The sequence below is a fragment of the Micropruina sp. genome, from assembly GCF_047606665.1.
GTDB lineage: Bacteria > Actinomycetota > Actinomycetes > Propionibacteriales > Propionibacteriaceae > Micropruina.
Map to the genome: position 1 here is coordinate 1 of NZ_JASGEF010000070.1, position 22973 is coordinate 22973.

Annotated in this window: 22 protein-coding genes, 1 tRNA gene and 3 pseudogenes; 10 read left to right on the plus strand and 16 right to left on the minus strand. The window is 66.6% G+C overall.

What is annotated here, in order from left to right:
- Nucleotides 1–363 precede the first annotated feature (363 nt).
- Complete coding sequence (locus QM619_RS16525) at nucleotides 364–777, minus strand: HigA family addiction module antitoxin (RefSeq protein ID WP_415111320.1); 414 nt, start codon at nucleotides 775–777, stop codon at nucleotides 364–366.
- A 199-nt stretch (nucleotides 778–976) separates the two neighbouring features.
- Here QM619_RS16525 and QM619_RS16530 point away from each other — a divergent pair, with 199 nt between their 5' ends.
- A complete protein-coding gene (locus QM619_RS16530; RefSeq protein ID WP_415111323.1) occupies nucleotides 977–1180 on the plus strand; it encodes a hypothetical protein in 204 nt (67 codons plus the stop codon).
- Nucleotides 1181–1192: 12 nt separating this feature from the next.
- Complete coding sequence (locus tag QM619_RS16535) at nucleotides 1193–1903, plus strand: Fic/DOC family protein (RefSeq protein ID WP_415111326.1); 711 nt, start codon at nucleotides 1193–1195, stop codon at nucleotides 1901–1903.
- Between the two features lie 61 nt (nucleotides 1904–1964).
- On the opposite strand, the gene QM619_RS16540 is transcribed toward QM619_RS16535, so the two are convergent.
- The 7 genes and pseudogenes from QM619_RS16540 to QM619_RS16570 all read right to left on the minus strand — a co-directional run bounded on the left by QM619_RS16540 (nucleotide 1965) and on the right by QM619_RS16570 (nucleotide 10574).
- Nucleotides 1965–3011 carry a 2-oxoacid:ferredoxin oxidoreductase subunit beta gene (locus tag QM619_RS16540; RefSeq protein WP_415111329.1) on the minus strand — a complete coding sequence of 349 codons (1047 nt, stop codon included), beginning with the start codon at nucleotides 3009–3011 and terminating at the stop codon, nucleotides 1965–1967.
- Nucleotides 3008–4858 (minus strand): 2-oxoacid:acceptor oxidoreductase subunit alpha, encoded by a 1851-nt coding sequence (locus tag QM619_RS16545; RefSeq protein ID WP_415111332.1) that lies wholly within the window; start codon nucleotides 4856–4858, stop codon nucleotides 3008–3010. Before QM619_RS16545 ends, QM619_RS16540 begins: the two co-directional genes overlap by 4 nt.
- A gap of 61 nt (nucleotides 4859–4919) precedes the next feature.
- Entirely contained in the window at nucleotides 4920–5633 is a 714-nt protein-coding gene (locus QM619_RS16550; RefSeq protein ID WP_415111334.1) for a sirohydrochlorin chelatase, read from the minus strand.
- Nucleotides 5633–6919, minus strand: coding sequence for a sulfate adenylyltransferase subunit 1 (locus tag QM619_RS16555; RefSeq protein ID WP_415111373.1), 1287 nt, complete (start codon nucleotides 6917–6919; stop codon nucleotides 5633–5635). The genes QM619_RS16550 and QM619_RS16555 overlap by 1 nt, the downstream gene beginning before the upstream one ends.
- Before the next feature lie 95 nt (nucleotides 6920–7014).
- Entirely contained in the window at nucleotides 7015–7902 is an 888-nt protein-coding gene (cysD, locus tag QM619_RS16560) for a sulfate adenylyltransferase subunit CysD (RefSeq protein ID WP_415111376.1), read from the minus strand.
- A gap of 264 nt (nucleotides 7903–8166) precedes the next feature.
- Nucleotides 8167–8868, minus strand: a pseudogene (locus tag QM619_RS16565) (phosphoadenylyl-sulfate reductase); the annotation flags it as partial.
- 8 nt (nucleotides 8869–8876) lie between these two features.
- On the minus strand, nucleotides 8877–10574 hold the full coding sequence (locus QM619_RS16570; RefSeq protein ID WP_415111337.1) for a nitrite/sulfite reductase: 1698 nt from the start codon (nucleotides 10572–10574) through the stop codon (nucleotides 8877–8879).
- Nucleotides 10575–11193: 619 nt separating this feature from the next.
- On the opposite strand from QM619_RS16570, the gene QM619_RS16575 reads away from it, so the two are divergent.
- Together QM619_RS16575 and QM619_RS16580 are read left to right on the plus strand one after the other, a co-directional pair.
- Nucleotides 11194–11475: a hypothetical protein gene (locus tag QM619_RS16575; protein ID WP_415111340.1), complete on the plus strand. Its 282-nt coding sequence runs from the start codon at nucleotides 11194–11196 to the stop codon at nucleotides 11473–11475.
- Nucleotides 11476–11794: 319 nt separating this feature from the next.
- On the plus strand, nucleotides 11795–12385 hold the full coding sequence (locus tag QM619_RS16580) for a winged helix-turn-helix domain-containing protein (RefSeq protein WP_415111379.1): 591 nt from the start codon (nucleotides 11795–11797) through the stop codon (nucleotides 12383–12385).
- A 123-nt stretch (nucleotides 12386–12508) separates the two neighbouring features.
- On the opposite strand, the pseudogene QM619_RS16585 reads toward QM619_RS16580, so the two are convergent.
- Both QM619_RS16585 and QM619_RS16590 read right to left on the minus strand, forming a co-directional pair.
- Nucleotides 12509–12889 (minus strand): annotated as a pseudogene (locus tag QM619_RS16585) (DNRLRE domain-containing protein); the annotation flags it as partial.
- Nucleotides 12886–13812, minus strand: coding sequence for a hypothetical protein (locus tag QM619_RS16590; RefSeq protein ID WP_415111343.1), 927 nt, complete (start codon nucleotides 13810–13812; stop codon nucleotides 12886–12888). The gene QM619_RS16590 and the pseudogene QM619_RS16585, both read right to left, overlap by 4 nt.
- A 354-nt stretch (nucleotides 13813–14166) precedes the next feature.
- Between QM619_RS16590 and mptB the strand changes: the two genes are divergently transcribed.
- Together mptB and QM619_RS16600 are read left to right on the plus strand one after the other, a co-directional pair.
- The gene (gene mptB / locus QM619_RS16595; RefSeq protein ID WP_415111346.1) at nucleotides 14167–15672 is read left to right on the plus strand and encodes a polyprenol phosphomannose-dependent alpha 1,6 mannosyltransferase MptB; all 1506 of its coding nucleotides are present in this window, start codon (nucleotides 14167–14169) and stop codon (nucleotides 15670–15672) included.
- Nucleotides 15669–16610, plus strand: coding sequence for an enoyl-CoA hydratase/isomerase family protein (locus QM619_RS16600; protein ID WP_415111349.1), 942 nt, complete (start codon nucleotides 15669–15671; stop codon nucleotides 16608–16610). Before mptB ends, QM619_RS16600 begins: the two co-directional genes overlap by 4 nt.
- A gap of 282 nt (nucleotides 16611–16892) precedes the next feature.
- On the opposite strand, the gene QM619_RS16605 is transcribed toward QM619_RS16600, so the two are convergent.
- The 3 genes from QM619_RS16605 to QM619_RS16615 form a co-directional block, all read right to left on the minus strand.
- The gene (locus tag QM619_RS16605; protein ID WP_415111381.1) at nucleotides 16893–17714 is read right to left on the minus strand and encodes an exodeoxyribonuclease III; all 822 of its coding nucleotides are present in this window, start codon (nucleotides 17712–17714) and stop codon (nucleotides 16893–16895) included.
- Between the two features lie 128 nt (nucleotides 17715–17842).
- Entirely contained in the window at nucleotides 17843–18373 is a 531-nt protein-coding gene (locus QM619_RS16610) for a nucleotide-binding protein (RefSeq protein ID WP_415111352.1), read from the minus strand.
- A gap of 11 nt (nucleotides 18374–18384) precedes the next feature.
- Nucleotides 18385–19500: a helix-turn-helix domain-containing protein gene (locus tag QM619_RS16615; protein WP_415111355.1), complete on the minus strand. Its 1116-nt coding sequence runs from the start codon at nucleotides 19498–19500 to the stop codon at nucleotides 18385–18387.
- 72 nt (nucleotides 19501–19572) lie between these two features.
- On the opposite strand from QM619_RS16615, the gene QM619_RS16620 reads away from it, so the two are divergent.
- Nucleotides 19573–20130: a dihydrofolate reductase family protein gene (locus tag QM619_RS16620; RefSeq protein WP_415111358.1), complete on the plus strand. Its 558-nt coding sequence runs from the start codon at nucleotides 19573–19575 to the stop codon at nucleotides 20128–20130.
- Nucleotides 20131–20186: 56 nt separating this feature from the next.
- Nucleotides 20187–20537 (plus strand): type II toxin-antitoxin system HicB family antitoxin, encoded by a 351-nt coding sequence (locus tag QM619_RS16625; protein ID WP_415111361.1) that lies wholly within the window; start codon nucleotides 20187–20189, stop codon nucleotides 20535–20537.
- A 62-nt stretch (nucleotides 20538–20599) separates the two neighbouring features.
- Here QM619_RS16625 and QM619_RS16630 read toward each other — a convergent pair whose 3' ends face one another.
- Entirely contained in the window at nucleotides 20600–21091 is a 492-nt protein-coding gene (locus QM619_RS16630; RefSeq protein WP_415111364.1) for a YajQ family cyclic di-GMP-binding protein, read from the minus strand.
- A 79-nt stretch (nucleotides 21092–21170) separates the two neighbouring features.
- Here QM619_RS16630 and QM619_RS16635 point away from each other — a divergent pair.
- A tRNA-Tyr gene (locus tag QM619_RS16635) sits at nucleotides 21171–21252 on the plus strand.
- A gap of 324 nt (nucleotides 21253–21576) precedes the next feature.
- Nucleotides 21577–21966 (plus strand): hypothetical protein, encoded by a 390-nt coding sequence (locus tag QM619_RS16640; RefSeq protein ID WP_415111367.1) that lies wholly within the window; start codon nucleotides 21577–21579, stop codon nucleotides 21964–21966.
- A gap of 26 nt (nucleotides 21967–21992) precedes the next feature.
- Here QM619_RS16640 and QM619_RS16645 read toward each other — a convergent pair whose 3' ends face one another.
- Together QM619_RS16645 and QM619_RS16650 are read right to left on the minus strand one after the other, a co-directional pair.
- Nucleotides 21993–22193: a hypothetical protein gene (locus tag QM619_RS16645; RefSeq protein WP_415111370.1), complete on the minus strand. Its 201-nt coding sequence runs from the start codon at nucleotides 22191–22193 to the stop codon at nucleotides 21993–21995.
- A pseudogene (locus tag QM619_RS16650) lies at nucleotides 22190–22846 on the minus strand (IS256 family transposase); the annotation flags it as partial. The gene QM619_RS16645 and the pseudogene QM619_RS16650, both read right to left, overlap by 4 nt.
- Nucleotides 22847–22973 lie beyond the last annotated feature (127 nt).

Sequence of the window (22973 nt, forward strand, 5' to 3'; positions counted from 1 at the left end):
GAGGGCCGACACGCCGTCGACCCAGGACACGGCAGGGAGATCAGCTGGCCACGGAACGGGACATCACGTGACCACCAGAAAGGAGATCAACTGGCCGCCTACGAGGAGGTTACGGTGGCCATGGACACGAGGCTGGAACGTGGTGGTGCGGGGCGAGGCTTCGCGGTGCGTTGAGAATCGGGCTTACTTGTGTCATTCACGCTGGAAAGCTAGCATGACGCGCCATGTAAGCACAACAGATTGGGTGAATGTGGAGATGTGCTGTTTGCTCAGAACTTCCGTGAGCGTGACCGTTACTCATTCGGGACTGCGCCTGTGAGGAGAGCGAACCGTGGCCGGACAGGAAGCGCTGGACTAGTTTGGCTAGCGGCTCTCGGTAGCTGGGACCTCGAGGTCGTGCTGGGTTTGGCCGGGGGAGAAGGTCGCGATGCGTTGCGCGTCTGGTGCGAGCCCGTAGGTGTCGGTCGCGGGATGTACCTCGGGTTTGATGAAGGGTTCTACCGCCGCCAACTCCTCGGCATGCGCGATCGTGGCGACCAAGGTGTCGTAGTTCGTCTGGAGGTCGATCCAGTACCGGTCGCTGACGCCGAGTGCGCGGGCTATCCTCAGTCCGGCATCGGGCGTGATCCGCCGCTTGCCCCGGACTATCTGTCCGATGTGGGTCTGGCTCAGGCCGGTCGCCTGGGCGAGCCGGTACTGGCTGATCCCCAGGGGACGGAGGAACTCGTCGGCGAGAATCTCGCCGGGAGTGATCGGATCGTGCGCTGGTGCTGTCATGGTTCCCTCCCTCACCAATGGTCGACGATCCGGACGCCGTCGGTCCAGTGAGGCCGACTGGCTCCGGTCGTCCAGTGTCGTCCACAGCCAGAAAAAGAGGATCGATGATGACTTCGCCAGAAGCCTGTGGATAACTCAATATCCGTCGGAGGGGCGTCGTAGCATGGCGCAATCCGGCCCGGATGAGCAGGAGGACACCATGGCCATCACGAAGCATCGCTCGACTGAGCAGATCGAGCGGCATCTAGCGGCAGTCGCTGCTGCCCAGCGGATGGCGGGTGAGGAACCCACCGCTGACGACATGGAAGCAGCCCGTCGCATTCTGGCCGGAGAAGCCACGGCAGAGGAGGTCATCGCCGAGGGTCTGGCCGAGTTGGAAGCCCGGTACGGGTTCAAGCGATAGCGACAGAAGCCTGTGTCTGATCAGTACTGCTACCCCGGCAGCCACGTGCTGGTGAACCTTTACGGCTACGCCGATCCGGAGTTGTGGAAGGCCGCGGAGCGGCGCGTGGTTCAAGCGCATCTGATCGATCTCATCGAGCACCCGATCACAGGTGACTTCGATCTGCCTCACCTTCAGGCGATCCATACGGCGCTGGTCGAAGGCTTCTACAGCTGGGGTGGCCAGTTGCGGACCACCGATACCGGACCGGGCGGCACCGGCATCGCACATTGCCGACCCGAGTTCATCCGCGCCGAGGCTGACCGGGTCTTCGCGACCCTCGCGGCGTCCGATCATCTGCGCGGCCGTGACCGGGACGCCTTCTCGCGCGCGCTGGCCTGGACGTGGGGTGAGTTGACGGTCATCCACCCATTCCGTGACGTCAACACCCGGACCCAGTTCACCTTCTTCAACCAGTTGGCGCTGCATGCCGGCTGGCTGATCGACTGGACGACGATCGACCCCTACCTGTTCGGGTACGCCCGCACGGTCGCGATCGTCAGCGATGAACGGGGTATCGACGCGCTGCTCTATCCGGCGTTGGAGCCTCTCGCACCAAGCAGCGCTGAGCCTGTGCAGGCGTTGCGGAGGGGAGCCGATCGGTTCGTGGCGGGTGGGCAGGCATGGACGCGTCAGGATCTCGACCGTGCTCTGGTCGCCGCGATCGAGCGGAGGGACGCGTGACGGCCCTGACCAGCGTTGGGTTCGACAAGCTCAACCAACGACAAGCCCGATCAACGGCAGGTCAGTTGACCGTCCAAGTATCCGAACCGTTCAGCAGGCCTTGCAGTGCCGTCAGTCGTTCGGACGCCTCGGGCATCCGCACTTGATCGCGGACGCCGTCGTCGAACGAGGGACGCTCCACCTGCCGGAAGATGCCGATCGGGGACTGCTGCAGCACACCGGTGTCGGTCAGCCGGGACAGCGCGAAGGCCGAAGTCGGGTCAGTCGCGTGCGCATCGTGGACGACCACCTGGGACGGGTCGGCGTCCGCGGTGTTGACCACCGCCACCGAGCCGTCCGGACGCCGGATCACCGACTGGGCGCCGTCCGGCCCGAAAGTGACGGGCTGGCCGTGCACCAACCGGATTACGCCCGGCGCCTTCGGTCCCTTCAGTTCCAGGAACGCGTCGTCGTTGAAGATCGGGCAGTTCTGGTAGATCTCCACCAGGGACGCGCCGCGGTAGCCGATCGCGGCGGTGAGCACCTCGGTGAGGTGGGCCCGGTCGGAATCGATGGTGCGGGCCACGAACCCGGCCTCGGCGCCAAGGGCCAGCGAGATCGGGTTGAACGGGTAGTCCACCGAGCCGACCGGGGTCGACTTGGTCACTTTGCCCAACTCTGACGTGGGCGAATACTGGCCCTTGGTCAGCCCGTAGATGCGGTTGTTGAACAGCATGATGGTGATGTTCACATTGCGCCGCAGGGCATGGATCAGGTGGTTGCCGCCGATGCTCAGCGCGTCGCCGTCACCGGTCACCACCCACACCGCCAGATCGGGACGCGACACGGCCACACCGGTGGCGATCGCCGGCGCCCGGCCGTGGATCGAATGCATGCCGTACGAATCCACGTAATACGGGAACCGCGACGAGCAGCCGATTCCGGAGACGATCACGGTGTTCTCGCGCCGAATGCCGAGTTGCGGCATCAGCCCTTGGAATGCGGCCAGCACGGCATAGTCGCCGCAGCCGGGGCACCAGCGCACCTCCTGATCGGAGGTGAAATCCTTGCGGTTCAGCGGGGTCAGCGCCAAGGGGACGCCGGCCAGTCCAGAGACGGTGGCGGTCATCGTCCATCCTTCCCATCAATGATGGCAATCAGGTCTTCGGCCAACTCCGACAGCGAGATCGGCAGGCCGCGGACCCGCGAATAGCTTTCGCAGTCGACCAGGTATTTCGCCCGCAGAATGAATGCCAGCTGACCCAGGTTCATCTCGGGTACGATGACCCGGTCATAACGGCGCAGAATGTCGCCCAGATCGGACGGCAACGGGTTCAGATGCCGCAGATGCACGGTGGCGACGCTGCGTCCACTGAGCCGGACGCGGCGGGTGGCGGCCGAGATCGGGCCGTAGCTGGACCCCCAGCCGACCACCAGAACGCGGGCGTCCCCGTTCGGATCCTCGACCTCCAGCGGCGCCAGGTCGGCGGCGATGCCGTCCACCTTCGCCTGGCGCAGCCGCACCATGTACTCGTGGTTGTCGGGGTCGTAGGAGACGTTGCCGGTGTTGGCGGCCTTCTCGATGCCGCCGATCCGGTGCTCCAGGCCGGGCGTGCCGGGCACGGCCAGCGGACGGGCCAGTTTCTCGTCCCGCGCATACGGCAGGAACGGCCCGTCGGCGGGCGGCTCGGTGACGAAACCGGGGTCGATCGCGGGCAGTTCGGCCAGATTCGGCACCGCCCACGGCTCGGCGCCGTTGCCCAGGTAGCCGTCCGAGAGCAGGATCACCGGCGTCCGGTAGGTGAGCGCGATCCGGGTCGCCTCCAGCGCCGCGTCGAAGCAGTCGCCGGGGGATGCCGCGGCGATCACCGGCAGCGGGGCCTCGCCGTGGCGTCCGAAGATCGCCTGGAACAGGTCGGCCTGCTCGGTCTTGGTCGGCATGCCGGTCGCGGGTCCGGCCCGCTGGACGTCGCAGATCACCAGCGGCAATTCCAGCATCGCGGCCAGCGAGATGGTCTCCATCTTCAGAGCCATGCCCGGTCCGGAGGTGCTGGTCACGCCGAGCGCGCCGGCATAGGACGCCCCCAGGGCGGCACCGACGGCGGCGATCTCGTCCTCGGCCTGGAAGGTGATCACGCCGTGATCCTTCGCGCGGGAAAGAATGTGCAGCACATCGGACGCCGGGGTGATCGGGTAGGCGCCCAGGAACAGCTGCAACCCGGCCTTCGCGGCACCGGCCATCAGCCCGTAGGCGAGCGCGGTGTTGCCGGTGATCTGCCGGTAGGTGCCGGCCGGCGTCGGCGCGGCCGCCACCTGGTAGCGGACGGTGAACACCTCGGTGGTCTCGCCGTAGGCGTAGCCGGCCTTGAAGGCGGCGGTGTTGGCGTCGCGGATCTCGGGCTTGCTGGCGAATTTGCGGGCCAGGAAGTCGAGGGTGCCCTGCTCGGGACGGCTGTACAGCCAGGTCAGCAGCCCCAGCGCGAACATGTTCTTGGTGCGCGCAGCGTCCTTGCGGCCGAGCCCGAAACCGGCGACCGCGGCCATCGCCATGCCGGTCAGGTCGAGGGCGTGCACGTCGTAGCCGTCCAGGGTGCCGTCGGTCAGCGGGTTGTCGGTGTAGCCGACCTTGGCCAGGTTGCGGGTGGTGAAGTCGGCGGTGTCGGCCAGGATCACGGCGCCGCGGGGCAGGTCGTTCAGGTTGGCTTTGAGCGCCGCCGGGTTCATCGTGACCAGCACGTCCGGACGGTCGCCGGGGGTGCGAATGTCGAAGTCGGCGAAGTGCAGCTGGAAACTGGAGACTCCCGCGACGGTGCCGGCCGGCGCCCGGATCTCGGCCGGGAAGTTCGGCAGGGTGGAGAAGTCGTTGCCGAGTCGTGCGGTGTCGGAGGTGAACCGGTCGCCGGTCAGCTGCATGCCGTCCCCGGAGTCGCCGGCGAAACGGATGACGACCCGATCGACGCTGCGAACCTCGCTCATGCGGGTTGCGCCCTCCTTTTGTTGTGACAATCCGCGCCAGCTTACTGGCTTGTCGAGCAGGTCAGTCATTCACAGCTTTCGGGTGGGATGCGGTCAGAGGTTTGCCCAGGGCGGCGCGCCAACGGTCGGCGATGGCGTCCACCAGCAGCGGATGGACGCCGATCGGCTGGCTCACGGCGTCCGCGCCAGCCTCGGCGAGCTGCTCACTGAACCGGCCCGGCGCCAGCAGGTAGGACGCGATCGCGACCCGGCGGTGGCCGGACGCCCGGAGCGTGGCCACCGCCTCGGGCACGGTCGGCGAGGACGCCGTGACGAAGCCCGCCAGGGCCGGACGGTCCACGGCCCTGGACAGTTGTCGTGCGACGGCCTGCACCTCGGCGACGGCCCGCGGACGCAGTGAGCCGGCTCCGGCCAGCACCACCGCGTCGAAGTCGCCGACGGCGTCCAGTCGTTCCAGGACGGCGGGCAGCACGTCGGAGCCGATCAGCGGGGTGGCGGTGGCGTGGCCGCCGGCAGCGGCGATGGCCGCCGGAATGTCGGAGGTGACGTGGTAGCCGCTGGTCAGGAACGCCGGCACCACGATCGCCTCGCCCAGCTCGCGCAGCGTGTCGGTCAGGGTGGGGGTATGGATGTCCACCCAGCCGAGCCGGACGTCGGCGCCGCTGGCGTGGGCGACCGCCTCGGCCAGTTCCATCGAGGTGCGGGTGCCGAGCGCCGACCTGGTGCCGTGCACGGCCAGCACCAGCGGCGGATCGAACAGACGGGTGACGGTCATCAGATCGACCAGTTCAGGGTGGCCGCGTCGAAGTCTTCCGTGCTCAGCCCGGAGCGGATCATGCCGGCCGCCAGGGTGCTGCCCATCTGCGGGTCCACCAGCAGGAACGCACCGGTGCGGCGTGAATCGGAGTAGTCCTCGGCGACGATCGGGGCGGCCAGCCGGATGCTCACCCGTCCGATGTCGTTGAGGGTCAGCGCCTCGGCCTCGACCGGAGCCAGGGTGTCCAGGTCGAGCCGGCCCTTGATCTCCTTCACGATGCCCTGCACGGTGCGGGTGGTGTGCTTGAGCAGCACCTTCGAGCCAGGCCGGAGGGCGCGATCGGACAGCCAGCAGACCAGCCCGTCGACGTCCTGTGTCGGGGTCGGGGCGTCGGCTGCCGAGGCGATCAGTTCGCCGCGGGTGATGTCCACCTCGTCCGCCAGCCGCAGCGTCACCGACATCGGCGCGAACGCCTCGTCGAGCTCTTCGCCGGCCGCGTCGATGCCGACCACGGTGGTCGTCCGGCCCAGCGGCAGCACGCTCACCTGATCGCCGACCCGAACCACACCGGACGCGATCTGTCCGGCGTAGCCGCGGTATTCGACGTGCTTGGGGTCACGCGCGGCGGCCTGCGGCCGGATGGTCAACTGCACCGGGAACCGGAACGGCTCGGCCTCGACCGCGGTGCCGGAGGGCAGCTCTTCGAGCAGTTCCAGCAGGCTGGGGCCGTCGTACCAGGGGGTCTGCTCGGAGCGTTCCACGATGTTGTCGCCGAGCAGCGCCGACACCGGCACGCACCGGACGTCCTCGATGCCCAGCCCGGCGGCCACCTCGGCGATCTCGGCGGCGACGGTCGCGAACCGGTCGGCGTCGAAGTCGACCAGGTCGATCTTGTTCACCGCGAACACCAGGTGCGGCACCCGCAGCAGGGCGGCGACGGCGAGATGCCGACGGGTCTGCTCCAGCACGCCCTTGCGGACGTCGACCAGCAGCACCAGCACGTCGGCGGTGGACGAACCGGTCACCGTGTTGCGGGTGTACTGGACGTGCCCGGGGCAGTCGGCCAGCACGAAGGTGCGCTTGGCGGTCGCGAAGTAGCGGTAGGCGACGTCGATGGTGATGCCCTGCTCACGCTCGGCGCGCAGGCCGTCGGTGAGCAGCGCCAGGTCGACGATGCCCAGGCCCTTCTCTTTGCTGACCCGCTCGACGGCGGCCAGCTGATCGGACAGCACCGACTTGGAGTCGTGCAACAGCCGTCCGACCAGGGTCGACTTGCCATCATCGACGCTGCCGGCGGTCGCCATCCGCAGCAGCGTCCCGTTGGTCGAGCTTGTCGAGACCCCGCTCTCGTTGGTCGAGCTTGTCGAGACCTGTGTGCTTGCCACAGCTGCGCTGCTCATCAGAAGTAGCCTTCCTTCTTGCGGTCCTCCATGGCGGCCTCGGTGAGCCGGTCGTCGGCGCGGGTGGCGCCGCGTTCGGTGATCCGGGTGGCGGCCACCTCGGCCAGCACCGCGGCCACGTCGGCGGCGTCCGATTCGACGGCGCCGGTACAGGACATGTCGCCCACCGTCCGGTAGCGGACGGTCTTGGTCACCACCTGCTCGGACGGCTTCGGCTGAGAGAACTCGCCGACGGCCAGCCACATGCCGTCGCGGCTGAACACCTCGCGCTCATGCGCGTAGTAGAGCGCCGGCAGCTCGATGTTCTCGGCCTCGATGTAGCGCCAGACGTCCAGCTCGGTCCAGTTGCTCAGCGGGAACACCCGGACGTGCTCGCCGGGACGGTGCCGCGGGTTGTACAGGTTCCACAGCTCGGGCCGCTGGTTGCGCGGATCCCACTGCCCGAACTCGTCGCGCAGGCTGACCACCCGCTCCTTGGCGCGCGCCTTCTCCTCGTCGCGGCGTCCGCCACCGAAGACGGCGTCGAAACGACCCTCGGCGATGGCGTCCAACAGCGGCTGGGTCTGCAACGGGTTGCGGGTGCCGTCGGAGCGCTCGATGAGGCGTCCGTCGTCGATGTAGTCCTGCACCTTGACCACGATCAGCCGGGCGCCCAGCGATTCGGCGACCGAGTCGCGGAACTCGAGCACCTCGGCGAAGTTGTGCCCGGTGTCGACGTGCAGCAGCGGGAACGGCAGCGGTGCCGGCCAGAACGCCTTCGCGGCCAGATGCAGCATCACCACCGAGTCCTTGCCGCCGGAGAACAACAGCACCGGACGCTCCAACTCGCTGACCGTCTCGCGAATGATGTGGATCGCCTCGGACTCCAGCTCGCGCAACTGGCTCAACCGCCGCGCACCCCTGTTGGTCGAGTTGGAGTTGGTCGAGACCCCGCCCTCGTCGGTCGAGTGTGTCGCGACCCCGCCGCCGTTGGTCGAGCTTGTCGAGACCTCAGACGTGGTTTCGACAAGCTCAACCCGCGACGAGGCGGTTTCGACAGGCTCAACCAGCGAGGTCTCGCCAGGCTCAGCCGACAGGGACATCAGGTTCAGGCTCTGCAATGCAGTCACGAAGGGGGCCTCCACGATCTCGGCGGTCTCGGCCGGCTGCACGTGCAGCCCGCATTCGGTCTTGTTCAATCCGGCCCAACGGCCGGCGCGCGGGTCTTCGCCGGGGGCCACCGGACGGGTGCACGGCGCGCAGCCGATCGACGGGTAGCCCTGGGTGAGCAGCGGATTCACCGGCACCTGGTGGGTGCTGGCGTAGCCGAGCAGCTCGTCGAAGCTCCAGGCGGCGATCGGGTTGATCTTCACCATCTGGTGGCCCTCGTCCCATTCGACGAATTGGGTGTTGGCCCGCAGCACGTTGTCCTCGCGGCGGACGCCGGTGACCCATGCCTCGTAGCCGCCCAGGGCGGCGTTGATCGGCTCCACCTTGCGCATCTGGCAGCACAGGCCGGGGTCGCGGTCGTGCAGCCGGGCGCCGTATTCGGCGTCCTGCTCGACCACGGTCAGCCGGGGGAGCACGTCCACGATCCGCAGCGGGGCCGCGGCGGCCAGGGCGTCCCTGGTGGCGACGGTCTCGGCGAAGTGGTAGCCGGTCTCCAGAAACAACACGTCCACGCCGGGCAGGTGCTGGGCGACCAGGTGCGGGACGACGGTGTCGCCGGCCATCGAGCAGGCTACCGCGACGCGTCCGGCGAAATGTTCCGCCGTCCAGGCGACGACGTCGTCGGCGGTCCAGTCGGCCGAGCGGGCCTGGGCGTCCGCCACCAGGGCACGCAGTTCGGCGACGCTGCGCCGGGTGACCGCCACCTCGGCGGTCACCGCAGGGCCTCCTCGTCGCTGCGTTTGGCCCACGCGGAGAACGTCTCGCCGGTCTCGTGATCGTCGGCGAACCGGCGCACCACGCGCTCGACGTAGGCGGGCAACTCCTCGGCGCTCACCTTGAGGCCGCGGACGGTGCGGCCCAGCCCGGCGTCCTCACGATCTGCGGACGCCAGACCGCCACCCAGGTGCACCTGGAAGCCGAACTCGGGCTCGCCGTTCGCGCCTGTGAGGATCTGGCCCTTCAAACCGATGTCGGCGGTCTGGATGCGGGCGCACGAGTTCGGGCAGCCGTTCAGGTTGAGGGTGATCGGCAGTTCGAGCTTGACGTCGCTCAGCCGGTTCTCCAGTTCGGCGATGGTGGCGGTGGCGGTGTCCTTGGTGTCGACGAAGGCGAGCTTGCAGAACTGGATGCCGGTGCAGGCCATGGTGTGCCGCCGGAACGGGCTGGGGTCGGCGTGCAGGCCCAGACCCTTCAACTCGTCGACCAGGCCGGTGACCTCGTCGGCGGGCACGTCGAGCACCAGCAGCTTCTGGTGCGGGGTGAATCGGACGCGCTGCGAACCGATGCGTTCGGCGGCGGCGGCAACCTGACTCAAGATGGTCCCGGAGACTCGGCCGACGGTGGGGGCGAAGCCGACATAGAAACGGCCGTCCTTCTGGGCGTGAACGCCGACATGGTCACCGGTGTACGGCGCGGGCGCGGGCGCAGGCCCGTCCGGAAGCGGGTAGCCGAGGTATTCGTCCTGCAGCACCTGACGGAACTTCTCCGGGCCCCACTCGGCGAGCAGGAACTTCAGCCGCGCCTTATTGCGCAGCCGGCGATAGCCGTAGTCGCGGAAGATCTTCACCACGCCGAGCCACACTTCCGGGGCGCGCTCCTGGCTGACGAAGGTGCCGAGCCGCTCGGCCAGCCGCGGGGCGACACTGAGGCCGCCACCGACCCACAGGTCGTAGCCGGGACCGAGTTCGGGGTGCTCCACGCCGACCAGCGAGATGTCGTTGATCTCGTGCACCACGTCCAGGCTGGGATGTCCGGTGATGGCGGTCTTGAACTTGCGCGGGAGGTTCGACAGTTCGGGGTCGCCGATGTACTCGTCGACGATCTGCCGGATCACCGGGGTCGGGTCGATGATCTCGTCGGCCGCGATGCCGGCCACCGGTGAACCCAGGACGACGCGGGTGCAGTCGCCGCAGGCCTCGGTGGTGATCAGGCCTACCGACTCGAGGCGGCGCCAGATCTCGGGCATGTCCTCGATCCGGATCCAATGCAGCTGAATGTTCTGCCGATCGGAGATGTCGGCGGTGTCGCGGGCGAATTCGGTACTGATCTCGGCGACCACCCGGAGCTGCTCGGTGCTCACCGCGCCGCCGTCGATCCGGACCCGCAGCATGAAGTACTTGTCCGAGAGCTCCTCCGGCCCCAGCGAGCCGGTGCGGCTGCCGGGAATGTCCTGGCGCCGCTGCGTGTAGAGGCCCATCCAGCGGAACCGGCCGTGCAGGTCGTCGGTGGGGATCGAGTCGAATCCCTCCTTGGCGTAGATCTGTTCGATCCGGGCTCGGACGTTGAGCGGGTTGTCCTCAGCCTTGAACACTTCATTGGCGTTCAGCGGCGTGGTGCCGTCGACCAGCCACTGGCCGTTGCTGCGCCCCTCGCGAGGGGGCCGGACGCGGGCGGGTGCGGTTGCGGTCATGAGAACTCCTGATGGTGGAAGAGCCGGGGCCGACTGGGTCGGCTGGATCGGACGGAGGCGAGACGGACTCAAGCGCAACACATGGCGCTGCTCATCACACGCTGCAGGTCGACGTGACGCCGGATCACGAGCGGGAGAGTGCGAAGCATGCCGTGAAGTTACACAGTCGGACGCCGCCAGCTTGCATCGAGACCCCCGAACCAGGTCAATGGTAGTACGTATCAGGTGCGCCCCTTGGCTCGCAGGGTTCCGCGGATGGGCCAGCACTCGCCGGGACGGCTGGCGTGCAGTCGCGAGAAGGGAACGATGTCGCCGCAACTCGAGTTCGCTAGATCCGACTCATCGGATCGGGCCGCCCATCACCGAACCGCGCAAGCGCACGTTCATAGCGACCTCCGAACGACACGCTGGTGACATCCCTATAGCGTCATCGGGAGGTCCCGGCCGTCCACACGCCTCGCGGGTTGATCAACTGCATCTCGCACTTCTTGGCGCCAAGACGGCCGAGGTGGCCGACCAGTCGTGGAGAATCTTCCTCCGCCTCGAAGTACACACTTATGAGACTGGAATGGTCAGCCGCCGCGCGTAGTACGTCTTTCGTCTCCGCCTGATCGGGTAGGTGGAAGTCAACTTCTGGACGCCCGCCAAGGCCTGCGACCGCGCGCTCAATGTACCCTCCCTCTCGATCCACACGAATTCCGGTGATATCGGCGACCCTCAATACCGTGTACCCATCGACATAGACGTTCTCCGCGAGACTCTGGAGCAGGACCCAATGTTCACGGACGCAAACGACGTATCCGTTCACCCAATTTGCCCAGTGCTCTTCGCCCCGGTCGATTTCTACTGGATATTGTTCCTGTGTGGCCTTCCGAAGGCTCTCGAAAACAGAACGGTGTGATCTGGTCATGCAGTTTCATACCTTTCGAAGGTATAACGAAAGAAGATAATCTTCCTGATATTGTTCCGGTCGTGGGGGCCGGCATTGAGTGCGGCCCCTTTGGTCGGGGTCTAGTTGTGGGCCATGGCCAGCATTAAACAAAACCGGATTCTTTCCATGGCTGGCCGGTAGGCGCGATCTTGTGCGGGGGCGGCGTGTCGAGCACTTCGAGTGAGCCTCTCGAATTATGATTGATTTTATGAGGGTTGATGTTTCTGGTGACGAGTTGGCGGTGTTGATGCGGTGGAAGAAGCGGTCTGACACTCTGACGTTGATACGTATGAAGGCCGAAGCAATCCTGTACATCTCCGAAGGTGTCGATCCTGTGATCGTGGCGAAACTTGTCGACCGGACGCTGAAGACGGTGCAGGGTTGGATCGCCGACTGGCAGGAAACGCGATTGTGCTCGGTGGTGACCGGTCATGCCGGGAACCAGAACGCAGCGAAACTGACCCGGGAACAGAAGATGTCGTTGAGGGAGGTTCTGGCAGCAGCTCCTTCCGAGGCCGGTGTGTCAGCGGCGTTCTGGGATGTGCCGGCCCTGGCCGATGTGGTGAAGACCCGGTTCGATGTCGTCTACGAGTCCGACTCGTCCTACCAGCTGTTGCTCCGGTTCTGCGGGATGAGCTTCAAACTGCCCGACCCGGTCGACAAACGCCGTGACGAGGCAGCGATCACTACCCGCATGGCCGAGATCGCCGGCCAGGTCGTCACCTTCGAGGCTTCCGGATCTGTGGCCGATGTCGAGAACGTCGGGGTCGCCGTCGAAGTCCAGAGAGTACCGCTGAACGTGCGTGAGGCCGAGACAGAGGGGTATTGCGGCTGCTGCCGGTGCGGAGTTGTAGGTGAACGTGAGATACGGCACCCGTGATGCCCGGTTGCATGAGGTGTGGGTAGGGTCGTAGTTGATCGAACAGAACCGGCGCTCGAACGACGGGTCATCCTCATCGTCCTTCGGCACATTCAGCAACAACCCATGGTTGGTGAAGCCACCGTTGCTCGGACCGTTTGCCCAGGCCTGCACCATCGCGGTCAGGTCGGCCGACACGAATGCGTTCGTGTCGGGACAGCCGTCGCCGCCCACGTTCTTTGTCAAGGAACTTGACGTTCCAGTGTCGGTGTCATGCGATGGCTTGTTCGACCAGGTGGTGGCCGACTCGTCCCATGCGTCCACCAGTGGATGAATGTTCATCTTCTTCGACGTGGCACATGAGCCAGCCGCGTACTGATACAGGTTGACGGTCGCCTTCAGAATCTTTCGGCCGGCGATCTCGCCGTTCGGCCACTGTACGTAGCTGTATGCATAGTGGGTGTTGGAGCTGTCCGCCGTCCGTCCCACGATCAGCCGATACGACAGCGTGTCGATCGTCGTCATTCCGGAACGCACCCAGTGTCCTGCATCGCCGATAGCGGCGTCACATCGGGGTCCAGCACGATCGGAAACACAACTGCGGGGTCGGACACAAGAGCCGACGGTGTCGTCAGCGTGACATCATGATCGGCCTGGTCCTGTTCGGTCGCCACCTCGTCGAGCTTCGGATCCAGCGCCACTACGTTGGTCGGGTCACCGAACACGTCCCGCCGTCCGTCCCACGCCGTCAACGAAGACGATTGGCCCGTACGGCCCTTGCCATCCTCGAAGAACAACTGTCCCTCTCTGGTCTTCCGTAGCCGTACCCCCTTGTTGCGCACGTGCACCGTAAACGACGGTGCGACGGCCTCGGCAGTGTTGATCCGAATCCGCGTCGACACACCGAGTGCAGTCGCTGTCACCACCAGATCGACACCGTCGCCCACCGCGTAGGTTGCCGACGCGCCTTCGACCTTGGGCGTAGGCAGCGCCTTTGTCCACGACCAGATCGTCCACCCGCCATCCGGCAGCTTGAGCCTCGCGAATTCTTTGGCGCCACCCGCACCGATCAGCACCGACGATGGTGATGACGCCGGTCGCAGCCGACCCTTCTCGTCGGCTTTGAGGGTGTAGTCAACATCGACCCACTTGCCGTCAGCGTTCTTCACCCACATCGGCGCCGCGAACGACTCCTGCTCCAACGTGCCATCTGGGTTCACCAGCACACGGACCGACTCGTTTCGCTGCGACAGATCCTCCACTGCCACATTTAGCACCCGCGCTGTTACTCCGGCGGACACCAAGTCAGGACGGTCGGAAATCCCGTCGCCATCGGAGTCTGCCGCTTTCACGGCCTCCCCCGGTGAAGGCTTCGGATCGGGCTCCTCCGCGGATGCGGTCGGAATCTCCGTGCTGAAACACAACGCGATCGACAACACGCCAGACACCAGGCAAGTGGCCCATCTCGGCATGGCAACGCCGGAGGCAGAAAAGGGTAGACGCAACACGGGGGTGAACTCCTTGGCAGAAAGCGCCAGGAGTGACGAAACTGCCCGGCCCTACGACACGCCGTGCCATTTCTAGCAGAACCACGCGACCATGGGGAAGGGGTGGCTGGCTATACGGACATCGCAAGTCGGGCGATCCAGCTCAACCGACCTGAGCAGTACCCAATTGGTTGGGAGGGATTCTGGACGTGTCGCCCAACTGTGCGGGCGTGTCTGGCGGAGGGCGCGGCTCGTGGTCGCCAGGCCGACCACTAGGCTGACCTGCAGGACATCGCGGGACGAGGGGTTGTTGGAGTGGGTGAGGCGGATCAGGTAGCGGCCGTGCCGCGGCTGCGCTGGCCCACCCGGAAGGTCCTCGCCGGCTATGGCGCCGACTTGGCCACGGCCTGGCGGGTGCCGGCGGTCAAGCGCGGACTGCTCGCCACCCTGCTGCTGTTCGTCGGCTCGCTGACACCGGCCTACCTGCCGCAGAACAGCCCATGGTGGGAGCCGATCCGCTCCCTCGGCTGGGACACCTGGCCCGCGAAGGTGATCGGCACCGCGCTGGTGGTGACCGCGGTGGTGCTGCTGGTGGATGCCTGGTTCCGGCTGCGTCCGGGCCTGTATCTCGACTTCAAACACTGGGCGGTCGGCCTGATCTGGAGCCTGCCGCTGCTGCTCGCGCCGCCGATCTTCAGCCATGACGCCTACTCTTACGCGGCTCAGGGTTGGCTGCTGCACAACGGGCTCAACCCCTATGACACGCCGATCAGTGTGCTGCCCGGCGCTTTCGCCGATCAGGTCGCCTGGGTGTGGCGCTATACCCCCGCACCGTACGGTCCGCTCAGTCTGCAGATCTCGCACCTGATGGTGATCGCCGGCGGGCTCAATCCGTACTTCTCGACGCTGCTGATGCGCATTCCGGCGTTGATCGGGGTCGCACTCATCGTCTATTTCCTGCCGCGGCTGGCGTCCCGGTTGGGGACGGACGTGCAACTCGCCGCCTGGTTTTCCACGATCAATCCGCTGCTGATCATCGACCTGGTCGGCGGCATGCACAACGACGCGCTGATGATCGGCCTGATCATCACTGCCCTTTATCTGACCCATCGCCGGCCGGGGCAGTTCTGGCTCGGCGCGATCATCGTCGGGGTCGCGGCCGCGGTGAAACAGCCCGCCCTGCTGGCCGCCTTCCCGGTGGCGCTGATCGGGTTGCCCTGGCAGTGGAACACCCAGCATGTGCTGAACAAGGTCGCCCGCGCGGCCCTGTCGTCGGTGATTGCGGTCGGCACCTTCGTGGTGATCTCGGTGGCCACCGGACTGGACTTCGGCTGGATGAACGCCATCGACGTCCCCGGCCGGGTGGTCACCCTGGCGCCGCTGTCGCTGCTCGGCGAAGGCGTTCGATTGCTCTGCGTCGCGGCCGGACGCCCGGCGCTGGGCAGCCAGATCGCCGGCGGCCTGCTGGTGGCCGGCGTGGCGGCGTCCGCGGTGATCGTCGCGTACCTGGCGGTGACGGTGGCGCGCCGGCGTCCGGTCACCTTCCTGTCCTGGGGGTACCTCGTCGTGGCGCTGCTCGGGCCGGCGCTGCATTCCTGGTACCTGCTCTGGGGCGGACTGCTGCTGCCGCTGACCAAGCCGACCGAACGGGTGCAGACCGTCGCCGTGGTGGTGACCAGCGTCCTGCTCGGCTACGGTGCCGGTAACCTGGCCTGGCGCAACGACACCGGTATCGCGCTGGGCCTGGCAGGGCTGGCGCTGATCACCACCCTGCTGGTCCGCCATGTCGACGAACACCGGACGAGGGGAGCCCGCGGATGAGCGACGACGTCCTTTTGGAGGTGACGGACGGGGTGGGCCGGATCACCCTGAACCGGCCACGGCAGATCAACGCGCTGACCCTCGGCATGCTGGCCGAGACCGGCGACCGGCTGGTCGACTGGCTGGACGACGACACGGTCGAGCGGGTCCGGCTGACCGGCGCGGGAGAGCGCGGCCTCTGCTCCGGCGCCGACGTCCGCGCCCTGCGCACCGACCTGGCCGAGCGCGGCGAAGCAGCCGCCGAGGCCTTCTTCACCATCGAGTACGGCGTGGACGCGCTGATCGCGAACTACCCCAAACCGGTGCGGGCCGACCTGTTCGGCATCACCATGGGCGGCGGCATGGGCCTGGCAGCGCACTGCTCCGAGCGGGTGGTGCGGGCCGACAGCCGGCTGGCCATGCCCGAGACGATCATCGGTCTGTTCCCGGATGTCGGGGTGCTCTACGAACTGTCGCGGGCGCCCGGCGAACTCGGCACGCATCTGGCTCTCACCGGCAGCCGTGTCGGGGCCGCGGACGCGGTCCTGGTCGGCCTGGCCGACCGTGCGGAGGGGGACGTCCCGGACGCCACTCTGCCGGCGCAACGGCACTGGATCGACGAATGCTATGCCGGCGACGACCCGGTCGCGATCGTCCGGCGACTCGAGGACCATGCCGTCGCCGCGGCGCGCGATACCGGCGCGCTGCTGCGCCAGCGCTGTCCCTTCGCGGTCGCGGTCAGCCTGGCCGCGATCCGTCGCGCCGCGAACCTGCCGGACGTGGCCGCTGTGCTCGGTCAGGACCACGCCCTGGCGGTGCCGATGGTGCAACGTCCGGACTTCTCCGAAGGCGTCCGGGCCCAAGTCGTCGACAAGGACCGCACGCCCTCCTGGCACCCCGGCCGGCTCGAAGGCGTCGATCCGGCCGACGTGCAGGCGCTCTTTGCTGCCCTCGACTAGCCCGCGTATCGGCCTAGTGCTTTCGTGGCGCGGGTCTTGTGAGGATGCCTGCGATCCGGATCGGGTGGGCCGTCGGCAGAACACACCTCGCTGGGAAGGGGGCTCGGAGGTTCAGTCTGAATTCGACACCAGAGTTGGCCTCTGCCCGCACCTTCCACCGCTCAGCACCCTTCCGCGGCCACACCACTCTGGTGTCGATTTCGGACAAGACCTCGGTAGACCCCACGCCGGCTGCCGGGTGAGGCACGGGTCGGCGCCTTTGCTGGTCGTTTCGCGGCCGGCTCAGACCCGGTAGTCGACCACGACGGGGGAGTGATCGCTCATTCGCTGCTCGTAGCTGGGCTCCCGGTCGGTGCCGCCCTCGATCGCGGCGGCGGCCAGGGCGGGCGTGGCCAGGTGGTAGTCGATCCGCCAGCCGGTGTCCTTGGCGAACGCCTGACCGCGCCAGGTCCACCACGAGTTCGGTCCCTGGCTGTCGGGGTGCAGCCGCCGGACGACGTCGACCAGCGTCTGGGGTGTCAGGGTCGCGTCGAACCAGGCTCGTTCGTCGGGCAGAAAGCCGGAGTTGCGCTGGTTGGCCCGCCAGTTGGTCAGGTCGAGCTGGGTGTGGGCGATGTTGAAGTCGCCCATCACCAGGAACTCGCGGCCCTCGCGTATGGCCTGCCGCCGGACACGGGTGAGGTAGCTGCCCAGCGAGGCCAGGAAGCGCATCTTCCGCTGGTGCTTCTCTGGGTCGGCGTCCGGACCCTCCCAGGAGGCGCCCTTCGGCACGTACAGCGATCCGATCCGGAGCGGCGGCCCGGCGGGCGGTTCCAGATCGACCTCGATATAGCGGCCCTCGTGGTCGAAGGTGCGGTTGCCGAAGCCCATCCGGACCGCGGACGGCGCCCAGCGGGACAGCACCCCGACCCCGTTGCGTCCGGCCAGCAGGCCCGGATGGTAGGTCAGCCGATGGTCCGGCCAGGCGTCGGTGGGCAGTTCGTCGTGCGGGCAGCGCACCTCTTGCACCGCCACGATGTCGGGCTGCCGGCGGGCGAGCCATTCGCCGAAGCCGCGCCGCACACAGGCCCGGATTCCGTTGACGTTGGCGCTGGCGATCCGCAGGGTGGTGCTCACCCGGTCACGGTATCGGGGCGGACCGCACTGGCAGAGGCGAGCGCGTTGCTTGTCCACTGGGGAAGCTGTCGCGCTGGCCTGTGCCGACGCCGGCTGGCGCTGCCGGGGAGTGGACGCTACTCGAAGTCGAGGTGGCCTTCCTCGAGAGCCCACCGACGAAATCCTCCGGCCCTGAACGGCAGGTAGTAATCGCCCTCGAGAAGATCATCCGCGAGCGCTTCGACCATGGCGACTGTGAGTTGCTTGGCACGGATGGCGTCGCAAAGCAGCGACAGCGTGCATGTGACGTGGAGGCCGTCCTCCTCGGCGATAGTGCGGGCGACATTGTCATCGAGCACGACTTCCCAGCCGAGTACTTTGCCAAGGGCAAGAACGCCGCATTCCCCGCGGTTTTTGCCATCGGCTACCAATCGGTCCTCGTATGTGGCGAAGGCGATCAGGAAGTCGATGTCGCTGCGACGATCCACGGTGATCCAGTCTGCGCTCAGCACTTGGCGAATGGCGGGCTGTTCGTGTGTCTGATGGTCGAGTTCGTCCTCGACGCTCTCCGGCACGACCACCGTGCGCCCGGCTGCGATGAACTTGAGGACGCCCAGCCAGCCTTGAACAGCGAAGTGCCGCAGCGGACCGGTATCGAATACCAACACGCCAGGCGCTGTCACGAAACGAATTTCCAGATCTCGTCTTCCCGGCGCTCTCGCAAAGCGGGGAGATCGCTGTCCTGGAAGGTGTCTTGGAGGAGGTCGAGGGTGCGTTCGCGGCTCAGCCGTTCGTCGCGGAATGCTCGAAGTATGGCCTTTTGGTAGGGAACTGGCAGGGTGGTGCCTTCCAGGTCCCTCGGCACATAGAGCCCGAACTCAACGATGTCGGCCTGAGTTGTGGTCGTACCGCGGACGGTGGCCGCCTCGCTCGGCTCGATCAGCCCTAGCTCCCGAAGTCGCCTAGCGAGCGTTGCCATGTCCACGCGGAACCTGCTCCCCAAGAGGACGGCGGCTTCCCGCAGGCTGTGGGATGCGATCTTCTCGCGCCAGTGTGTGCGAACGGCCGTGCTGGGCAGGAGAAGTGCGCGGGCGAATCGATCTAGACGTCCCTCAATGTCATTGCTGGAGTCGGTCACCTTCCAATCAATGGTGTACTCGTCCGCGACGAGGTAGTGGCCAAGCTCGTGAGCTGCCGCCAGACGACGCCGTCCCACCTTGTTGTGACTGTTGACAAGGCTTACGCCGCCATGACGCAAGAGGATGGTCCCGGCGTCCGCAGTGTCCACGCCAAGATCCACTGAGAAGATCAAGAGCCCGAGCTGTCCCGCCAGATCGATCAGGTCGAGGACCGGCTCCGTTTCTGACAGGCCGACGCGGGATCGGATGCGCGCCGCGAGGTGATCCGCGTCGGTGTTGCTCCGTGGGCGAGGTTCTGGCTCCAAGTCAGGAAGTCTGAGTTCGTCAGGGACCAGTGAGTGTACGAACTCGACATCGGTTGCCAGGGTCTCCAGGTGGCGGTCGATCTGCGATTCTGATCCTTCAGGATCCTGGTTGTAACGATGGGAGACCAAGGCCGGAATCGGTTCCGCGAAGAAGGACGACATCCGAACGCCGAGCGCTCGCGAAATCTCGGACAGTTCGACGGCGGTGACCTTTCGCACTCCCGCCTCGATCTTGTTGACCACTGTCCTGTCGAGGCCAGCCTCGCTGCCAAGTTCGCCCTGCTTCATGCCGACGCGCTCACGGGCCTCGCGGATTCGTGAGCCGAGGGTCTGGGAGTCAAGCTCAGCCATGTGTGCGAGTTTCGCACACCTCGTACGTCGTGTCACCTGGCCCGGACGTCCGCACGGCGGCGATACTGCGGCATGGGCATCCTCGGCTACGGAATGATCAACTCGCTCGACGGCTACGTGATCGGTCCGGACGGCCGGTTCGACTGGGCCGAGCCGGACGCCGAGGTGCATCGGTTCGTCAACGACCAGGACCGCGGGATCGGCACCTACCTGTACGGCCGCCGGATGTGGCAGACCATGAAGGTCTGGGGCGAGGACGACTGGCTCGACGGCGAGCCGGACGTCGTCCAGGACTACGCCCAGCTCTGGCGAGCGTCGGACAAGATCGTCTTCTCCACCACGCTGGAATCGGTCGACGAACCTCGCGCCCGCCTGGAGCGCAGCCTCGACATCGATGCGATCCGGCAGTTGAAAGAGAGCACGGACGCCGACCTGGCCGTCGCCGGACCGACGCTCGCGGCCCACCTGCTACCCGCCGGCCTGGTCGACGAACTCAGCATCTACCTGGCCCCCGTCGTGGTCGGCGGCGGCGTCCGGCTCCTCCCAGAGGTCGCGCTGCACCTCGACCTGCTCGACGAACGCCGCTTCGACTCCGGTTTCGTGTTCCTGCGCTACCGGATCAGAACCTGAGGCGCAGCGAGAGGGTGGCAGTCAATGGTGTCAATAGTGGTACACATCTCGATGTGGTGAGCATCGACGAGGGAGGACCAGTGAATGTCCAGCATTACACCTACCGCGTCACCTGGTCCCAGGCCGATGGCGAGTACGTGGCGACCGTAGCCGAGTTTCCGTCGCTGTCGTGGCTCGATGAGGATCAGGCCGACGCGTTGCGCGGACTGGTGCAGCTCGTGGGAGACGTCGTGGTCGACATGGAATCGTCAGGAGAGACGGTTCCCGAGCCGCTGGCGGACCGGCGCTATTCGGGACACTTCAACGTCCGGGTTCCCGAGTCGTTGCATCGTGAACTCGCCGTTGCAGCCGCCGAGCAGGGAGTGAGCCTCAACCGGTTGGTCAGCGACCGGCTCGCGCACGCCTGATTTCGATGCGGATCAGGGGGGCGAGGGATGATCGCCCGCCCAGCGGGACGCCTCGGCCCGCGCTACCGGTAGTTGGCGAACTGAACCGGGAAGTCGTAGTCGGCGCCCTTGATCAGCTGCTGACAGGTCTGCAGGTCGTCCCGCTTCTTACTGAACACCCGCAGTTCGTCGCCCTGGATCTGGGTCCGGACGCCCTTGGGCCCGGAATCCCGGATCAGCTTGGCGATCTTCCGGGCGTCGTCGCCCGAGATCCCCTGCTGCATGGTCGCGGTCAGCTTCCAGATCTTGCCGCTGATCCGCGGCTCGTCCGGCTTCAGCGCCTTCAGGTCGATCTTGCGCCGGACCAGCATGGTCTGCAGCACGTCGAGCACGGCCTTCACCCGCTCTTCGCCGGACGCCTCCATGTCGATCACGTCGCCGGCCACCTTGATGGCGGCGTCGGTGCCTCGGAAGTCGTACCGGTTCCGGATCTCCTTGGCGGTCATGTTGACCGCGTTCTCCAGCTCTTGCCGGTCGAACTTGCTCACCACGTCGAAGGAGCTCTCGCCAGCCATCGTCCGTCCTCACCTCTGCTTCGTCTCGATTGGTCCGCTCGCCAGCAGTGTTGCTATGTTTGTCCTCGCCCACCAGCACGGCAGGTTGCCCGAGCGGCCAAAGGGAGCGGTCTGTAAAACCGTCGGCATCGCCTACGTAGGTTCGAATCCTACACCTGCCACGCGCCTGAAGTGGCCTCTGATAAGCCTGAATGGCAAGTCAGGGGCCACTTCGTCAATCTTGGCGTCCGTGTGCGGAGCGGACTCGCCGCCCGACGACCAGGGCGCTGTCCGCTCTTCGCGACAAGGCCGTCGTGCTTCGCACGCATCCGCTCTGGCCGCCAGAGCTCCCGGTGCCGCCTGGACGCCGAGCGCGTGCCGATCTCTGCTGCATCTGGACGAGGTCTTCCCGACGGTTGTAGTGCTTGGAATTCGTGATCACTGGACTCCGGCGTGCCGATCAGGGCTCGGGCGACGCCGACCACCAACACAGTGAAGGAGAACCGATGCCGCAACTGCCGTCGCGGCGGCGAGCGACGCTGACCGGACTCTCGGCGATCGTGCTGTGGAGCGCGATGGTGGGCTTGATCCGGGTCGTCGCCGAGAGCTTCGGTGCGGCTCTGGGCGCCGCGCTGATCTACACCCTGGCGGCGATTGTCCTGTGGCTCGTGCGCCGCCCCACGGACGTCCGGACGTTTCCGATTGCCTACCTGCTGATCGGCGGTGGCCTCTTCGTGGTTTACGAAGTGACGGTTGGACTCGCGGTCGGGTGGGCTGCGGACGGGAGGCAGGCGATCGAGGTCAGCATCGTCAACTATCTGTGGCCGACCCTGATGGTGCTGCTGACATTGCTGGTGCGACGCGGCCGGCGGGTCAAGTCCCCGGTGGTGGTGTAGTGGTGATTCTTCGAGATGGTGTGGGTTTAGAAGGGTTGTTCTCCTGGTTTGAGGGGTGTATTGGGGTTGGTGCTTTGGCGCCAGCTGTTGTTGGGGTCGAGGAAGTCGTCGGGCCAGGGGGCGGGGATGCCGCGTTCGTCCCACCAGCCGGTTTCGTAGCCGGCGGCGAGGGCCCGGAGGTAGTCGTCCTGGGTGTGGCCGGGGCCGTAGGCGTGGGTGTGGGTCATGCTGCGGGCTCCAGTTCGGGCAGTGGGCTGCTGGCGGTCGTGGTGGTGTGGGTGGTGCGGGCGCGGGCGAGGATGTCGAGGCCGAGGTAGCGGCGGCCTTCGGCCCATTCGTCGTGCTGCTCGGCCAGCACGGCGCCGACGAGGCGGATGATGCTGTCGCGGTCGGGGAAGATGCCGACGACGTCGGTGCGGCGGCGGATCTCCTTGTTGAGGCGTTCGTTGGGGTTGTTGCTCCAGATCTGTCGCCAGATCTCCTTGGGGAACGCGGTGAATGCGAGGATGTCGGCGCGGGCGGCGTCGAGGTGGTCGACCACGGCGGGCAGTTTCCCGTCGAGGGTGTCGAGCATCTTGTCGTATTGGGCGTGGACCGCTGCGGTGTCGGGTTGGTCGTAGACGCTGTGGAGCAGGGCCTTGACCGCGCCCCAGGAGCTCTTGGGGCACACGCTCATCAGGTTGGCCGCGTAGTGGGTGCGGCAGCGTTGCCAGGCCGCGCCGGGCAGGTTCGCCGCGATTGCCTCGACCAGCCCGGCGTGGGCATCCGAGGTGACCAGCATCACGCCGGTGAGGCCGCGGGCGACCAGGTCGGCGAAGAACACGTTCCAGGCTTCGTTCGTCTCCGAGGTGGCGACCTGGACGCCGAGGACTTCGCGGTGGAGCTTGTCAAGTCTTCTGTGTAAGTAGTTCCGGTTTAGTGGTTGTGGGGCTCGGTCATAGGTAGCGGGTGAGTCGGTCGGGGTAGGCCAGAGCGAGGGCGCCGAGTGCGGCTTTCCAGCCGTGCAC

Excerpts from the sequence above, each read along its gene's own strand:
- QM619_RS16525 (WP_415111320.1), bottom strand. The coding sequence starts at position 777 with ATGACAGCACCAGCGCACGATCCGATCACTCCCGGCGAGATTCTCGCC.
- QM619_RS16530 (WP_415111323.1), top strand. The coding sequence starts at position 977 with ATGGCCATCACGAAGCATCGCTCGACTGAGCAGATCGAGCGGCATCTA.
- QM619_RS16540 (WP_415111329.1), bottom strand. The coding sequence starts at position 3,011 with ATGACCGCCACCGTCTCTGGACTGGCCGGCGTCCCCTTGGCGCTGACC.
- QM619_RS16545 (WP_415111332.1), bottom strand. The coding sequence starts at position 4,858 with ATGAGCGAGGTTCGCAGCGTCGATCGGGTCGTCATCCGTTTCGCCGGC.
- QM619_RS16550 (WP_415111334.1), bottom strand. The coding sequence starts at position 5,633 with ATGACCGTCACCCGTCTGTTCGATCCGCCGCTGGTGCTGGCCGTGCAC.
- QM619_RS16555 (WP_415111373.1), bottom strand. The coding sequence starts at position 6,919 with ATGGCGACCGCCGGCAGCGTCGATGATGGCAAGTCGACCCTGGTCGGA.
- QM619_RS16570 (WP_415111337.1), bottom strand. The coding sequence starts at position 10,574 with ATGACCGCAACCGCACCCGCCCGCGTCCGGCCCCCTCGCGAGGGGCGC.
- QM619_RS16580 (WP_415111379.1), top strand. The coding sequence starts at position 11,795 with ATGAAGGCCGAAGCAATCCTGTACATCTCCGAAGGTGTCGATCCTGTG.
- QM619_RS16600 (WP_415111349.1), top strand. The coding sequence starts at position 15,669 with ATGAGCGACGACGTCCTTTTGGAGGTGACGGACGGGGTGGGCCGGATC.
- QM619_RS16615 (WP_415111355.1), bottom strand. The coding sequence starts at position 19,500 with ATGGCTGAGCTTGACTCCCAGACCCTCGGCTCACGAATCCGCGAGGCC.
- QM619_RS16620 (WP_415111358.1), top strand. The coding sequence starts at position 19,573 with ATGGGCATCCTCGGCTACGGAATGATCAACTCGCTCGACGGCTACGTG.
- QM619_RS16630 (WP_415111364.1), bottom strand. The coding sequence starts at position 21,091 with ATGGCTGGCGAGAGCTCCTTCGACGTGGTGAGCAAGTTCGACCGGCAA.
- QM619_RS16640 (WP_415111367.1), top strand. The coding sequence starts at position 21,577 with ATGCCGCAACTGCCGTCGCGGCGGCGAGCGACGCTGACCGGACTCTCG.
- QM619_RS16645 (WP_415111370.1), bottom strand. The coding sequence starts at position 22,193 with ATGACCCACACCCACGCCTACGGCCCCGGCCACACCCAGGACGACTAC.